Raw genomic sequence first — 16361 nt, forward strand, 5'->3', positions numbered from 1 at the left:
GCTTATTTTAGTTCTAAAACTGTCGCACTTTTTGCAGAAAGGGTTAACTTATTGTTTAAACTAACCCTAGATTTCTCAATAACATTGATGCCGTGAGACGCCTCACCTATCATTTTGGAAAAACGCGCCAAGGGTAAATCAACTGAAACATCGTTTTTATTTAATATCACCATCACTGCTTGTTCTTCGCTGTGCCTGAAATACACGTACACCCCATCTTTAGGCGTATAATGCTTCATCTTTCCTTGGGTGATCGCAGAGCTGGTTTTGCGCCAGTTCAATAATGTTTTCATAAACAATTGAGCATCACGCTGGGCTTTTGATAATCCTTCTCCAGTAAATGCGTTGACCTTGTCAGACTGCCATCCCCCAGGAAAGTCGGTGCGAATTATACCGTGGTCATCGGTACCAGGGTTGGCCATTAATATTTCTGTTCCATAGAAGATTTGCGGGATTCCTCGAGTGGTCAATACGTAGGACATTGCCATATAAAACAGGTCCGTTTCTTCATTTAACTGTGAATAAATACGGCTCATATCATGATTGTCACCAAACACCACAAGATTGTATGGGTCACCGTAAACAAAATCACTGGCAACACTTTCATACAGTTCACGCAAGCCTGTGGCCCAGGTTTCGGATTTGGTTAAGCTATTGACTAACTTCACCTGAGTTGGAAAGTCCATAACACTTGGCAAATCACTTTTATATTCATTGTGTCGTGGTGAACCCTTTTGCCAAAACGCTACTATCGATGGGTTGACCGACCATTCCTCACCTACAATGTTTAGATTTGGATATTCAAGCATCACTCGTCTTGTCCAATCGGATAAAAAGTCCATATCTGAGTACGAATAAGTATCCACACGAAGACCTGACAAACCCGCGTATTCAATCCACCAAATCGCATTTTGAATTAAGTAAGTCGCCAGCAATGGATTTCGCTGATTTAGATCAGGCATAGTTGGAACAAACCAACCATCATTGAAACCAACGATATCTGACTCGACCGCATGAGGATCATGGAGCGATTCGCGCATATGGGTGGTTGGCGTAAACTCGTAGTTGTTATTGATCCAGTCACTACTGGGTCTATCGTACATCCACCAATGTTCAGATCCGATATGATTTAATATCACATCTTGGATAATGCCTATCCCTCTGGTTTTGGCTTGTTGGCTCAGGGATTTATACAGTTCGTTAGAACCGAATCTTGGGTCAATCTGATAATAATCCGTTGTTGAATAGCCATGATAGGAATAACGTTCCATGTCGTTTTCCATTAACGGCATGGTCCAAATTTGGGTAAAGCCCATGACATCAAGATAATCCAAATGATTGATAATCCCTTGTATGTCTCCACCGTGACGGCCGCCTTTGTACTGACGATTTTTTTGCTCTTTTAGAGAGTCCATCGAATCATTGCTGGTGTCGCCATTAGCGAAACGGTCTGGGGTGATAAGATAAATAACATCTTTGGGTGAAAAACCTTCGCGCTGCGCAGATAGCGCTTCCCTTTCTTTCAGTTCATATTGATAATTGGCAACAGTCAAACCGTTTCGCGTAAAGACAATATCAAAGCTTCCCGCTTTCACATCGTCGGCCAAGTTCAAATTGATAAACAGAAAATTAGGATTATCGGTGGTTTCAACAGATGTAAGCGCAACCCCTTTGTAATCAATTTGCGGTGTTGTCAGACCAATCTCTTGCCCATGGACCATAAGTTGCAATTCAGGATGTGCCATACCAACCCACCAAAATGCGGGCTCTAAATGCTCGATGGACTTTGCAGACGTTAAATGACTCACACATAAGAGGAGGAAACTTAAACTTAGTATAAAGTTCCGGCTGACACTCATTTGTTTTTGCTGACTAACCTGTTTCATATTTTCCCCTACAATGCTTTGAAGCGAATGGCTACGCCGCCACTTGACGCCAAATTTAATGTCAAGCTGTCACTATGCTTAACCTGCCTTTTAATAATGTCCAGATCATATGGGTTGTCGCGCCAATTGGCATCTTTACCATCTTGGTAAATCTGTGCTTCGAAAACCGCTCCTGGCGGCAGAAAATCCAGTGAAACTTCAACCCTGCGTTTTTTGTCATCGGTAATGGCACCTAAAAACCAGTCTTGACTATCTCGTTGTTGGCGAGCAAACACCACATATTGCCCAAGCTCTCCAGCCAACGCTCTGCTCTGTTGCCAATCGGTGGGAACATCTTGAATAAATTGGAACGCTGGCAGATTTTGTTCGTAGTGCTCTATCAAATCCGCAGCCATTTGAATTGGGCTATACAAGACGACATATAATGCCAACTGCTTGGCCAATGTCGTTTGAACTCGATTCTCTGCATCTAGCCCTTCAAACGCTAAGTTGAAAATACCTGGTGTAAAGTCCATTGGTCCGGACAACATGCGAGTGTAGACCAATTCCACAGTATGAGCTGGATCATTTGGAGGCGAGCCCCAGGCATTAAACTCTTGCCCCCTTGCGCCTTCCCTACTTATCCAGTTTGGATAGGTTCTGCGCAATCCTGTATCTTTTATCGGCTCGTGAGTGTTGATGCTGATTTGATATTCCGCTGCCCGCTGTATGCTGTGCAAATAATGATTAATCACTAGCTGGCTATCATGCCATTCTTTGCGAGCAATGCCTTTTTCATCAATACGCTTGATATTGCCGCCATCGGCAACATACCCGGTTTTCACCTGGCGCACGCCATGTTTTTGATATAAAGCATAGGCTTCTTCCATTTGCGCCTCGTAATTACTGATACTTCCTGAGGTTTCGTGATGCCCGACTAGACGCACACCTTTAGATTTTGCATGTGTAGAAACAGCGCTGAGGTCAAAATCGTCATAACTCTGGGTAAAACTGAATACATCACCGTTGTCAAACCAACTGCCATCCCATCCCAGATTCCAACCTTCGACTAACACGCCATCAAAACCATATTTTGCGGCAAAATCCAGGTATTCCTTTGTTCGTTCTGTCGTCGCACCATGTTTTGGACCACTGCCCCAGGTATTGACGTCTAGGTGCATCCCCCACCAGATGCCAATATACTTGCCTGGCTCAACCCAGGAAACATCACCTAATTTGTTTGGTTCATTTAGATTTAAAATCAGATCGGAATTGAGCAACCCCACGGCGTCTTTACTCACCTGGACGGTGCGCCATGAGCTTTTAAAATCGCCTTTAGTTAAGACTTTTAATCCATCAAAGCGAGGCGTTAAATCCGATTTTAAGGTGCCTGTGCGCTGCTGATCCAACGTCATCGCAGCAAAATTAACTAATGCCGCTTCATGAATGCTTATATGCTCGCCGGTCGGCAGTTTGAAGGTCGCCGGTGTGTGTACCCGATCGATTTTGTCCATTGAGGTATTTTCATAGAGAAACTCATAGCGATTCCACGCTCTCGAAGGGATCCACAAAGACTGTGTTTGCTCTGGCGATTCAAACACAAACTCGGTTAAATCATCTATAACAGCTACCTCTTCTGATGCGCTGCCCTGTCCCTCATAACGAAAACCAAAACCATCATCAAAAACCTTAAAATGCATGCTCACATCGAAATCTTGATTGTCGCCAGTTTTCAGTGAAATCATCAAATAATTATGATGATCCCGCACAAATTTTCGTTCTCCCCAGGGTTGCTCCCAGGTTGTATCCAATTGGCCGGATTGTGTTTTAGCGATCGACAATGGCTGTGCAAAGCCTGCTTTTTCACGAAACAACAAACCAAGTTTTGACGGCTTTAGGATCCTTTGTCCGTTTAAAGAGACTTGATAGCTCAGAACATCCCCTTCGTCACTGATTTCGACCACAAGTGCTTTGTTCGGTGATGTCACCTTAACGTTTTTTGCAAAGGATACGCTAGTAAAAGAGGCGGCAAGCAGGAGGCAACCTACCATTATTTTTGGATTTAGCATGGCATCAATGAGTCCCGACAGAATTTGTTAAATAACCGTTAACAACCTTAAAGAGCAGATACTACCTTTGCGATTCAAGTGAAACAAACCTCTGCATACGTATTCAGGTCAGTTCAGACCTCAGAACAACCGCCATTAGGGCATTTAACCCAGATTCGTTATAGTCAGGAAAAAATGCCAATGTTAATCTTTGTTAATTAGATGTGCGCTTAAGGTGTTAATAAATAGTGAGTAAAAAGCCAGATCCGAAGATCATCATTTTAGGCGGTGGAACCGCAGGATGGATGACTGCCAACCTGCTTCAACATACCCTGAGTCAGCACGAATTCACTGTCACCTTAATTGAGTCACCGGACATCGGTATTATTGGCGTGGGAGAAGGCTCTACCCCACATTTAAAAGTGTTCTTCGATACTCTAGGAATTGAGGAACAACAATGGATGCCAAAATGCAATGCCACCTATAAAAACGGGATCACCTTCAAAGGCTGGTCTTTAGAACCGGGGTTTGAACACTACTTCCATCCATTCCCTTCTCGTCCAGATCGGCAAACCGCCGGAGGTTTTTTAATTAATAGCCTGTTACGTAGACAGGGTCACGATGTTGATCCCCATCCAAATCAGTACTTTTTGTCTGCCTATTTAGCCAAACATTTTAAACATCCCAAAACCCAAGCCAAATTCCCGCTTTCAATCAATTATGGCTATCATTTTGACTCCGCACTGCTGGGGGAATACTTAAAACGTGTTGCAATAGACCGCGGTGTTAAACACATTGAAGCTAAAATTGATGAGGTTAAAACCCATTTATCCGGTGATATCCAGGCATTGATCGATGAAAATGGCCATAGCTACACCGCAGATTGGTTTGTCGATTGTAGTGGTTTTGCGGCAGTCTTATTACAAAAAACATTGGGCACGGAATTTGTTGAATACAAAGACAATCTCTTTAACGATGCGGCAGTTGCCATTCCCTCTGCAGCAACCAAACCGAGAAACGTAGAAACAATTTCAACGGCCATGTCGGCCGGATGGAGCTGGGATATCCCTCTCACCAACCGCACTGGCAATGGTTATGTTTACTCAACTCAATACATAGAACCTGAACAGGCAGAACTGGAGTTAAGAAGTAAGTTAGGATTGCTTGACGCAGAAGTACCGGTCAAACATCTTAAAATGCGCGTGGGATGTGCCAAACAACATTGGGTTAAAAACTGTCTCGCTGTGGGTTTATCACAGGGTTTTATTGAGCCTCTGGAAGCCACAGCATTGCATTTGGTTCTATATACAGTAGAGACTTTCATCAGCGCTTTTACCTCTGGTCAGTTTAGCAACCAACACCAGGCAGAATTTAACCAGTTGATTTCGAGTCGTTTTGAAGGGATCCGGGATTATATTGTCTGTCATTACAAAGTGAATTCTCGTAACAAGGGAAATTATTGGTTGGACAATGCAAACAATAAACATCTGTCAGATTCGTTGTTACACATTCTTGATTGTTGGGACAAAGGTGGCGATCTGACACAGGAAATCAATCGCCAAAATATCGGTCACTATTATCCTGCTGTGTCCTGGCACTGTTTGTTGGCAGGTTATGGCAGGTTCCCGCCTCTGGGCGCAAGTTCACCTGCCACACACGACGTGAACATCGCTGAAATTCAGCATTTCATTCGACAATGTGCGCAGGGTTTTTTAGAACAAGGTATAGATGAACGTTGCTAAAGAAGATTGTTGTGTCGCCACCACGAGGGCGCCCAACAGTGCCAGGACGACGACTATGGGTAACAACCAAATTTTTTTACGCACGCGTAAAAACGCCCAAAGATCTTGAATAAACTCCAGCATTAAAATGGGTCCTTTAAATTGGATTTGGTTTTGGACTTATCACTTGAAATCCAAAACGATGAGGTGTTTTTTACTTTGTTTTTGGACATAGCTGAATATTGTAATTTTCCAAAAATTCTAAGCAAAATGCCTATGGGTAAAATCAAACCATAAAATGCGATCCCAAGAATGATCCGCGTATTTAACCAGCCTAAGATCAACGCGATCCACATCCAGACACGATAAGGATAATACAAACCTGACGGATGAACGATGTAGAGAATCGCCAGTACGCCACTAAGCAACGCAGGCCACCAAGGTATAATTTGCTCAAACACATAGGGTAAAAGTAACATGAAAACGGCAGGAAACACCCACATCATTGTGATGGCAAATGCTCTTAGGTTCTCATGATCGTCTTTTTTTAATAAAATCAACATACTTTATGTTACGCGTAACCAGACATTTCGTTTATATTTCATAGTGTTAGTTAATCCTTTTCAAACACTACCTGCTTTGCTTTTACAATGAGCTTTTGGTCTTGTTCAGCTTTAAACAGCATACAGTTTTCAAGCACTAGCATGTCCATTTCTGTTGCCAGAAAACACCTCAGCGCATCTTCTGGAGAGCAAACAGGCGGCTCGCCTCTTACATTAAAAGAAGTATTGATTAGCATGCCAGTGCCAGTCATTTGTTTAAATTCACTCAATAACCGATGGAATCTTGGATTGGTCTTTTGATCCACCGATTGTACCCGGGCAGAATAATCTACATGAGTGATCGCAGGGACTACAGATCGCGCTTCGTTCAACCGTTCTATACCAAAACGTAGAGCGCTATTGTTGTTATTGATTCGATGCTCAGATTTAACCTCGGCCACTAACAGCATGTATGGGCTTGCATGTTCTAGATCAAAATAGGTCTTTGAATCTTCTATTAGAACTGCAGGTGCAAAGGGTCGAAAGGACTCTCTTTGCTTTATCTTCAAATTCATTTGAGATTGCATCGTTTGGTTGCGAGGATCGCCAATAATTGAGCGGTTCCCTAACGCACGGGGGCCAAACTCCATTTTTCCCTGGAACCAGCCAATCACTTTTCCTTCATCTATGTATTTTGCCGTTTTTGCAAATAGCTCATCATCGTTTAGGTAAGAGTATGGTGCCCCCTTCTGTTTCAGTAATCCTTCGATTTCTGCATTCGTGTACTCTGTGCCCAGATACGCGCCCTGCATGGAGTCGGATGACTGGGTAGACACATCCCGGGGCTTTTCATAATATTCGTGCCAAGCTAACAATGCGGCCCCGAGTGATCCACCGGCATCGCCTGCAGCAGGTTGGATCCAAATATCTTTAAACGGCCCTTCACGCAGTACACGCCCATTCGCGACACAATTTAAAGCAACACCACCTGCCAAACACAAATACTCCATACCGGTCTGTTGATGAGCATACTTGGCTATCTTTAACACGATCTCTTCCGTGACAACCTGAATTGACCGCGCAAGATCCATTTCTCGTTGAGTGATTTGATCATCGGGTTGTTTCGCAGGCCCACCAAACAAAGCATCAAACTTTTTGTTAGTCATTCGATCACCCGCTGGATAATCGAAGTAAGACATATCTAAAGCAAAACTGCCGTCTTCGTTTACGGTAATAAGATGATTGAATATGGTGTCCACATACTTGGGTTCACCATAAGGCGCTAACCCCATTAACTTGTATTCGCCGGAATTAACCCGAAATCCACAATAGTAGGTAAATGCCGAATAGAGTAACCCTAATGAATGAGGAAACTGAATTTCCCACAGCGGAGTAAGTTGATTCTTTTCCCCCAACCACGCACTTGAGGTCGCCCATTCGCCAACACCATCAAGACATAACACCACAGCCTTTTCAAATGGACTGGGGAAAAACGCAGATGCCGCATGGGATTGATGATGCTCACTAAACAATAATTGCGGTAAGTTAGGACGCTTCTCGTATTTCTTCTCTTCGGCTATTGTCGTTTGATTTTTATCTGCTCTTCCTTGATGGATGAGCGTGCGAAGCTCCTGCCGCAAAACACTTTTAAGATAGAGCTTTTCTTTGAGCCAAATGGGCATTGCGCGTAAAAAAGAGAGGAAGCCTGACGGCGCATGAGCAAGATAGGTTTCGAGTAAACGTTCAAACTTAAGCATAGGCTTGTCATAAAAAATGACTGCATCTATCTGCTCCAGTGTGCAGTTCGCACGTTCAAGGCAAAACAGGATCGCCTGAGCAGGAAAAGCGGGATCGTGTTTGACCCGCGAAAATCGTTCCTCTTGCGCTGCTGCAACAATTTCACCGTCTACGACGATAGTGGCTGCGCTGTCATGATAGTAGGCTGAAATGCCAAGAATGATCGTCATATATAAACCGCTACTTCTGTGACCTGTATTTAACTAAGAAACGACAACTATTTCACGTAATCTTTACATTGAATACGAATTCAACCTTGAAGGCAATCATAGATTGGGTTAGGTTGATGAATTAACCAAATTAGCACGCCATCAAAGGTTTAACATGAAAGTCTGGCTGTTTCGTGCCATTGCCGTATTCATCCCTTTTCTTTTCTTTATATTGCTCGAATTAGGTCTTCGTTTCGCGGGTTATGGTCAGTCATATCCATTATTTATTCCTAACCCTGATGCGCCAGACTATTTGTTGCCTCGTCCTGACATCGTAAAACGCTATTTTCCAAACGCTTCGGACGTGCCTAGTGTAACCATAGAAGCAAACTTTTTTCGCGCTGAAAAACCCAAGAATGGATTGCGCTTTTTCGTTCAAGGCGGATCAACGGCCGCCGGGTTTCCTTACGGGTTAGGTGCCTCAATTGCCGGCATGTTAGATCACCGACTGAAACAGTCTTTCCCAGACAATTACGTCGAGATCATCAATACCTCACTAGCGGCGGTCAACTCCTACACCAATTTGGATTTGGTGGATGAAATTATCGCGCAGCAGCCTGATGCAGTATTAATTTATATGGGACACAACGAATTTCTTGGCATCATGGGAGTGGGTTCAAACTACACAGCCGCGAGCTCTGCGGCAACCACATTACTCTTTTTAAAATTAAAAGAGTACAGAACCTTTCAGTTAATACAAAGTCTTTACCATAGCCTGAAAGTCGCTTTTATAGAGGAAAAAAACCAGGAATCAGAAACGACGGTACAAGCTAATTTTGCAGCGTCTCGAACCTTTATGGCTAAGGTTGCTAAACATAAAACGATCCCCCAGGACAGTAAGCTATTTAGCGCTGGCGTGGCGCAATTTGAACAAAATCTGAGCTTGATTTTGGAAAAATATCAAGGTGCTGGCATTCCCGTGTTCATCTCGACACTCGTCAGCAATCTGCTCGACCAACGGCCATTTTCCAGCTTGCCAACACCCTCAAACTTGGAAAATGCATTACGGCAACTTAGCGAACAAATTACAACACAATCCGTTGATAACGTGCTGCTTGAGCAAACCGCTAAAAGTGTCTCAATCACAGATAGTGCAGATGCCCACTTTCAGCTAGGGAGAATATTTAATGCTTTGGGCGATTCAACAAAAGCCAAATTGTTTTTAACCCAAGCTAAGGATCTCGACTTGCTGCGATTTAGAGCGCCCGAAGCGATCAACTCAATAATCCGAAATCATGCGCTGCGCTATGGCGCCATATTAGTCAACGCGCAACAACGTTTTGAACAGCAATCCCCTCTCGGTGTGGTGGGTAACAATTTAATGCTCGAGCATTTACACCCAAACGTAGAAGGATATTTTTTATTGTCTGACGCCTTTTATCAGTCAATGAGCATGTCCAAAGCTATATCATTTAAACAAGAAATCACGCCTAATGTTGCATGGAAACAACGGATGTTGCTGCAAGCGGAAGAATATTATGGTTTTGCCAAAGCGCTCCAACTCAAGTCTGATTATCCTTTTGTCGATGAGCCTCAACTATTAAAACTTCCTGCGCCACAAAATTGGCAACAACAACTTGGAAAAGACTTGTTCGACAAAAAGCTGAATTGGTTAAGTATGGTTCAACACGCACAAACTAATTATCAAGCAGAGCGTAATTCCTCACAAGTCATTAAAACCCAGCTTATGTTAGCTGATGCCTTACCTTACGAGGCTAGATTAAATGTGCAAGCCGCTGATATGTTGATGAAAACTGGCCAAACCGCTCGGGCTAGCACATACATACAACGCTCTAAATGGGCCGAAGAAGATAAATAAAACAATTGAATTAGAGCAGCAGTTTATCATTAATGATCTTTAACCATTTGAATAAATTGATCGACCTGTGGGTGATCTGGTTGCTGCCGTTTGACTTGCTCTAACTGCATTAAGCTTCGCGCTTTGTTACCCAACTGAAAATAATTTTGCGCGAGGGATAATCGTGCTTGCAGGTTTTCAGGGTTAAGGTTTACAGCCCGCAATAGATGATGAGTAGACAAAGGCAGATTGTTAATCTGCTTGTAAAGCATACCCGCAATAAACGTAAGTTGCGTGTTATTTGGCAAAGCATCTGCCATTAAACCAGCAACCTTTGCGGCTTCAGGGAGGTTTCTATTTTCCTGATATGCCCTCAATAAATCTTGATTGATTGTTAACCAATCTGCACCATCAACTCGCTTTTTCAACGCAGACGACTCTAAAGAGTCGGATGGTGGCAAAATGACATTTTTCTTTTCAGTGGTAAACGGATAATCTGACACCAACCTTTCAACTTTAAAGTTTCCGTAGAGTTTATCGGCAAGCGTTACAGGCTGTTCTTGCCAAGCACCTTGTAAATCGTTATTTGCCGGTTCTGGCAATAAATCATTCAGGATTAGTGCATCAACGTAGGCGTTGGCGAGAATAAAATATCCTCGCACACTGGGGTGTAAATGCTCCAGCATATGCTTGCTACCAATCACTCCCTCTGGTGAATCGGCGACAAAAGCCTCTTGAACACCCGCCAAATAAACGTTTGGGCGATCACTCAAGGCTTCAATAATTCGGTTAAATTCAGACGGCGCTCTAAAGCGCAAGGTGTCGTGATCCTTAGCGTCGATAAAGGCTTGTTTGGCTTTGTTTTCCTGCCCCGACATTAATAGCCCGTGCCCGAGTTTAAAATAGTCTGCAGCTAAATTATTCGACAGGTCATTGTCAATCACATGCCTCAAATTCGATATCAATTCCCGATGTTGTGTCGAACCCATCAAGGTAATTTCTTGTATTTCTTCGCCCGCAAGTGCGTTAATGGCTGAAAAAGGAATGAGATCTTTTTCATTGCTGACCAAATCGCCGATCACTACTGGTATCCCAGCATCTTCATATTTGTCTAAGATAAGAGAAAGATTGCCTTCGAATTGCGCAATACCCGCATGAAAAATATCACTGTTAAGTGGAATATCTTTATCTTTGGCAATTCTGGCCATTAGAGTTCTGTCGTTGAGTTGATCCGATTCGGTATTTTGTTCCACGCTAGCAGCAAAACCGTAATAAAGTGACTCAACCATTCGATACAATTGCCAGTCTTTTAGTGCCAAATAAAGTAAATTAGCACTGCGCCCTCCTCTGGAGGCATACGCTGACCCCACCCCCATGATTCCCAGGTATTCATTGTGACCAGCGTATATGAGCACTAAATCAGGCTCAATTTGAATAATTTCATCGACAAAATCCAACAAAGTGTAGGAATTAACCGATGCCATTGCTGTATTGATAATTTCAATATCTTTGTTTGGATAAAGGCGTTTAAAACGCTGTTGCAACATGCCAGAAAGTGAGCCCCAACGGCCATAAGGAAAACCCGCAGCTGTTGAGCCACCCTGTACAACAATTCGAAGGCTATCGGGCGATTTAGATTGCCTAAAAAACTGCGTGTCGGGACTGACATTGGGAGCCAAATTCGCTGAAGGAAAAAAACGCTGAATAACCTTTTCATTTGGCATTAAATATCCTGCCTGCCCTGTTGCTTCTATAAACAAAGGTTGAGGCTCACGAAATTCAATTATCCTTAACACCCCTTCGATTGATAAAAGCAAAACAAAGGGGATCAGCAATGCAATGAAATAGAATGACAATTTCTTCATGATGTTTTTTTAATTTTCACCTAAGCGTGCTAAAAAACATTTGCTGTTATAGTAACAAAAAAAAATCCCGACTTTCGCCGGGATTTTGAATTTTATTGATACCGAGGTTTAGTTGGTTTTGCGGTTAAATACCACTGAAGGATTAGCCGGGTTAGGGCCTTTCACTTCAACCACATAAGTACCTGTGGCGGGAACACTGAACTGCATGTTACCTCCACTGTTGGGTTCTATCTTCACTCGGTCGCCTAAAGTCACCTGTGAACCATCAGAGCTTTCACCCATATTGATGTCAGCCCAATCGGCATCAGCGACTTTAAACTGCATATCCCCTTCGGTTAAGTCTAGTTCAACAGAGTATTTGTGACTACCGTCGAAGGTCATCGCTGTATCTGCGGCCCAACCATTGTGACCACCACGGACAAATATTTCCGTAGCGCCATACATACCCGGAGCAAAAAGTTCCAGAGAAAGGTTCTCTAAATCCGATGCATCAAAACTGAAGACGTAATCTCCTGCTGTCTCAACGTTTAATCGAACATTGTTATTGGAACCGACAAGGGTTGTCGTGCTACCTGTGGTAATTTGATCGGCACCATCAGCAACACCAAAGTTGACACCAAATGCACCCCAATCCGCATCAGCAACTTTAAACTCTTGTTCGCCTGCAGACAACGCTATAGTAGCGGTGTAGACACCCTCACCATCGTATGTCATCGGGTTATTTGTTCCCCAATCACCTTCAACACCGCGCAGATAAACGACAGTCTCACCAAAGGGTCTAGCATCGTTTACTGTCAGTTCTGGTGCTGTAGGTTCAGCAGCATTAAGCGAGAAAGTATAAGGTGCGTCATAGGTTGGTGTGAAGGATATATTGCCATCACCTGGATTTTCGATAGGTTTGGCTTCACCCAAAACAACAGTCGCATCGCCAGTTTGAGGGCCAAAGTTAACCCCAGACTCAGAACCCCAATCCGCATCAGCAACTTTAAAGTTGTAGGTTGTATTAGCGGTAAGCTCTACCGTTGTCTCATAGATACCATCACCTTGATAAACAAATTGCTGTACCGCACCCCAGTCGTTCATTGAACCGCGCAAATACACTAGCGTACTGCCATAAGGTACAACATCAGGCGCACCTGAGGTCGCCAGTGCAGAAAGACCTGCTCCTTGATCGCCCATTTGCGGGATCACAAACACGGCGGTCGTCAACGCTGGTACTGTAAAGGTGCCTTCGACTTCCTCCCCTTCACCTGCAACAAATGATGCACCGCGGACCATGGGATCAATTGAGCTCGCTTGGATGCTATGCAATTCAAATCCTGCCGCTGTGGGAACTGTATGAGACAATTCTCCTTCGGTTGCATTGATAACGACTACAATGGCATCAACCATAGGATCAATGTCAGCAAACGGGTTTTCTGCATCTGGACCCACGCCATCATCGATACTCATAACAATGAGGCCTGGTGTTTGGTTTTTGCCCACGTTATGGAAACCAACACGGTCAAATATATCTTGAGCCGTGGTCAGACGGAATAATTTACTCCCATCGCGTATGCTCAATAACTCCTTGAATAATTCATGGTTATATTCAATCTCCGTCATCGACGCTGCCCTTTCAGGTGCAGCAAAGAACGCACTCATTGTTGTCCAGTTAGATTCATTCTTGTTCGCAATCGGAAGGCCTACAGCCCAGTTTTGGGAATTCATTGTGAAATCAATGTAGTTAAACCAATCTCCCGAATCAAAACTGTCGATGTCCATAGACTTTGAGCGAAGTAAATCACTACCCATATGGAAGAATGGAATACCTTGCGCCATCATTGGCACAGATAAAGCCACGCCTTGCGCGCGCACACGCTGTTCTAAGGTGTAATCATCTGGCAATGTATATTGAAATTTATCCCACAATGTCTCTGTATCATGCACAGATACATAATTGATGATGTCAGCCGGATCCAAAGCATAAGCACCTAATGTGCTCGCTGCGGCATCATTACCATTGCGATCTTCGAATACGAAATCGGAAAGTGTGCCAGCAAGGCCCATTTTAATTTTGTCTTGCGCTTCAGGTAAATTCTCTGACAAATTATCTTCACTATTGAAGAAGAACAAACCATTTCTAACCGGATCACGAACTTGGTCATTAAAGGTTCCGACTTCTGTTCCAGCCATACCCCGCTGAGTCGCTTGATCAAAACGTGCATTGTCAACGACTTCACCAAAGTTCCAGCCCTCACCGTAGAAGAAAGTATCTTCATCAATCATCTGTACTGCTGTGCGCGCATCTAGAACAGAATCTTTAGTCATGTGACCCATCAAATCAAAACGGAATCCGTCAAACTTGTACTGCGATGCCCACATTACTAAAGAATCGGTGGTGAGTTTAGACATCATTTTGTGCTCAGTTGCCGTGTTTTCACAGCAAGTTGAACGCTCAATTGCACCACTTTCTAGGTTATATCTGTGGTAATAACCTGGCACGGTCTTGTCTAGTACTGAACGAGAATTCAAACCTGATTCACTGGTGTGGTTGAAAACCACGTCCACCACAACCCGCAAGCCCAACTCATGTAGTGCCTGATTCATCGCACGCATTTCAATAATTCGCGCTACGCCATCAGGATCAGAGGAGTAACTACCCTCTGGTGCGCTGAAATGGTAAGGGTCATAACCCCAGTTAAATCTGTCTACACCGCGGATGTCGTTAACAAGCTCTTGCGCTTCTCCCGCATTTGAAACCGCGCTAATGTTATCGAACACCTGTTGCAAGGTCTGAGTTCGATCAACAGAAGCATCCTGACAAATCGCTGCTCGACGGTTTAAATCACACAGCTTAGCAACGGTACTATCCATACCAACACTGCGAGATTCGTCTTCTTCAATAGTTGCGATATCATTTGCTGGCAGAATATGGAAGTACTTCATTCCCGCATCAGCCAAAGCTTTAAGATGTTGAACAGGCACCGAATCGGTTTCTGTAAAGGCCATGTATTTGCCTCGATTAGCGGCAGACACACTTTCATCTCTAACACTGAAATCACGGATATGACCTTCATAAATCACGCCATCTTCCAAATCCCCTGCTTCAGGAATAGTGTGGCCCATCCATCCTTCAGGGTACAAATCGTCATCGGTTAGATTAACAAATCGAGAAAATCGGCTGTTGGTTGATACTGAGACGGAATACGGGTCAGTCGTTTCAAGTATTTCAACTTTTGCAGAAACAGGGTGAAACACGGACAATTCATAGCGGTACAATTGTCGATCCAACTCTGCTCCACCAGTGTGCGTCCAAATTCCTGTTGTGGGATCTTCAACCATGTCTACAGAAGAAGATAAGGTTTTACCTTCAGAGTATAAATTCAACTTAACGGATTGAGCAGTTGGCGCCCATAATGCCGCAGTGATTGAACCGTCTTCGGAATAGATAGCGCCGAGCGTTGCCTCATCGGCATCTTCTTCACCCCAAGTATATAGGGCATCGAGTACTAAAGGAGTTTGCACTGCGGTTGCGACGATCAGCTTGCCATCAGTGTTATATCCTCCTGCGACCACCTGACCTTTAAGTACCGCTTTAGCATCATCAGCTGTCCAATCACCTGAATAAGCGCTCCAATCCGCTAAATAGCGAGCGCGAGTTCTCTGCTCATCGGTCAAGGTCGCATCAACTAAATCAATAGCCGTGCCATTTAATCCACTTTCCAATGTAGCCTCAATACCAGCGGTAGTCGAATAATGCAATTTAACAGACGCAACCTCATCACCGGTATTCCACACTAGCGTGTTGGTATCCAGCCAATGCGCTGCAGCACCTTCGATTTTAACTGGTTGCTCGCCTAATGATTCAATAGGGAATTCGAACACTGTAGGAACGCCTGAGAACGTAAAGTTCATCCGAGCAAAATCAGGGTCGTCTTGTGAAAGTGGCATTTTAAAATCACCACCGCCCATTTCTTTGCCAGAGTCTTCCGTACCAATATGAATAATGAAATTACCACAGGCGCCGTCTGTGCCGGCGTAACCAGGTTTGAGATCTAAAATCCAGTAGGCACCATAAAAGGGATCGATTCCATCATGTACTCGTCCATTTGCCCATTCTGTATCGTCATCTGCATAGGCATCACATGCATCATTACTCCAAGTATGCAGTCGCCATCCCTCATATGAGGTATCACCTGGCGAATTGTTCGCATCAACTGCGTTGCGGTTGTAATACAAGACCGCTTGGTCTGTGCCGGGAAAAAACACCGGAGTTTCAGCGGTTGGGTCTGCAGCGACGACACATGACTCGTTGCGTGCATCAGGCACGGTAGGCGGGTCACATTGAATTGGTGGAGGCGCAACACAGTTTGCGCCTGCGGCGTCTGGCACTAAGGGTAAATCACAGGTAAGAGCAACAGTCCCAGACTCAACGTCTGAACCGCCGCAACCTGATAAAAATATTGCAGTGAGTAAAGCGGCTAGCAGCACGCGAACTCGATTTCGACTAAACATAGGTAATTGCTCCAATGTT

General features: G+C 44.0%; 9 protein-coding genes. 2 read left to right on the forward strand and 7 right to left on the reverse strand.

Annotated elements, in window-relative coordinates; genetic code table 11:
- Positions 1–2: 2 nt before the first annotated feature.
- On the reverse strand, positions 3–1886 hold the full coding sequence (locus tag FM019_RS06355) for a glycoside hydrolase family 13 protein (protein WP_260681551.1): 1884 nt from the start codon (positions 1884–1886) through the stop codon (positions 3–5).
- A gap of 8 nt (positions 1887–1894) precedes the next feature.
- On the reverse strand, positions 1895–3934 hold the full coding sequence (locus FM019_RS06360; RefSeq protein ID WP_143835085.1) for a glycoside hydrolase family 97 protein: 2040 nt from the start codon (positions 3932–3934) through the stop codon (positions 1895–1897).
- A gap of 227 nt (positions 3935–4161) precedes the next feature.
- Here FM019_RS06360 and FM019_RS06365 point away from each other — a divergent pair, with 227 nt between their 5' ends.
- Entirely contained in the window at positions 4162–5655 is a 1494-nt protein-coding gene (locus FM019_RS06365; RefSeq protein ID WP_260681552.1) for a tryptophan halogenase family protein, read from the forward strand.
- Here FM019_RS06365 and FM019_RS20800 read toward each other — a convergent pair.
- The 3 genes from FM019_RS20800 to FM019_RS06375 are packed head-to-tail and all read right to left on the reverse strand — an operon-like array spanning position 5626 to position 8143.
- Positions 5626–5778, reverse strand: coding sequence for a DUF5989 family protein (locus FM019_RS20800; RefSeq protein ID WP_185969210.1), 153 nt, complete (start codon positions 5776–5778; stop codon positions 5626–5628). The two genes, FM019_RS06365 and FM019_RS20800, sit on opposite strands and share 30 nt — an antisense overlap.
- Positions 5778–6197: an SxtJ family membrane protein gene (locus FM019_RS06370; protein ID WP_143835086.1), complete on the reverse strand. Its 420-nt coding sequence runs from the start codon at positions 6195–6197 to the stop codon at positions 5778–5780. The genes FM019_RS20800 and FM019_RS06370 overlap by 1 nt, the downstream gene beginning before the upstream one ends.
- Before the next feature lie 50 nt (positions 6198–6247).
- Positions 6248–8143, reverse strand: coding sequence for a carbamoyltransferase (locus FM019_RS06375; RefSeq protein ID WP_143835087.1), 1896 nt, complete (start codon positions 8141–8143; stop codon positions 6248–6250).
- Between the two features lie 154 nt (positions 8144–8297).
- Here FM019_RS06375 and FM019_RS06380 point away from each other — a divergent pair, with 154 nt between their 5' ends.
- On the forward strand, positions 8298–10001 hold the full coding sequence (locus tag FM019_RS06380; RefSeq protein ID WP_143835088.1) for an SGNH/GDSL hydrolase family protein: 1704 nt from the start codon (positions 8298–8300) through the stop codon (positions 9999–10001).
- A 29-nt stretch (positions 10002–10030) separates the two neighbouring features.
- Here the strand turns inward: FM019_RS06380 and FM019_RS06385 are convergent, their stop codons facing one another.
- Together FM019_RS06385 and FM019_RS06390 are read right to left on the reverse strand one after the other, a co-directional pair.
- Positions 10031–11845 (reverse strand): SGNH/GDSL hydrolase family protein, encoded by a 1815-nt coding sequence (locus tag FM019_RS06385; RefSeq protein ID WP_143835089.1) that lies wholly within the window; start codon positions 11843–11845, stop codon positions 10031–10033.
- 108 nt (positions 11846–11953) lie between these two features.
- A complete protein-coding gene (locus tag FM019_RS06390; protein WP_143835090.1) occupies positions 11954–16342 on the reverse strand; it encodes an alpha-1,6-glucosidase domain-containing protein in 4389 nt (1462 codons plus the stop codon).
- Positions 16343–16361 lie beyond the last annotated feature (19 nt).

It is taken from the genome of Aliiglaciecola sp. M165 (assembly GCF_007197995.1).
Classification (GTDB): domain Bacteria; phylum Pseudomonadota; class Gammaproteobacteria; order Enterobacterales; family Alteromonadaceae; genus Aliiglaciecola.

Excerpts from the sequence above, each read along its gene's own strand:
- FM019_RS06355 (WP_260681551.1), bottom strand. The coding sequence starts at position 1,886 with ATGAAACAGGTTAGTCAGCAAAAACAAATGAGTGTCAGCCGGAACTTT.
- FM019_RS06360 (WP_143835085.1), bottom strand. The coding sequence starts at position 3,934 with ATGCTAAATCCAAAAATAATGGTAGGTTGCCTCCTGCTTGCCGCCTCT.
- FM019_RS20800 (WP_185969210.1), bottom strand. The coding sequence starts at position 5,778 with ATGCTGGAGTTTATTCAAGATCTTTGGGCGTTTTTACGCGTGCGTAAA.
- FM019_RS06370 (WP_143835086.1), bottom strand. The coding sequence starts at position 6,197 with ATGTTGATTTTATTAAAAAAAGACGATCATGAGAACCTAAGAGCATTT.
- FM019_RS06375 (WP_143835087.1), bottom strand. The coding sequence starts at position 8,143 with ATGACGATCATTCTTGGCATTTCAGCCTACTATCATGACAGCGCAGCC.
- FM019_RS06380 (WP_143835088.1), top strand. The coding sequence starts at position 8,298 with ATGAAAGTCTGGCTGTTTCGTGCCATTGCCGTATTCATCCCTTTTCTT.
- FM019_RS06385 (WP_143835089.1), bottom strand. The coding sequence starts at position 11,845 with ATGAAGAAATTGTCATTCTATTTCATTGCATTGCTGATCCCCTTTGTT.
- FM019_RS06390 (WP_143835090.1), bottom strand. The coding sequence starts at position 16,342 with ATGTTTAGTCGAAATCGAGTTCGCGTGCTGCTAGCCGCTTTACTCACT.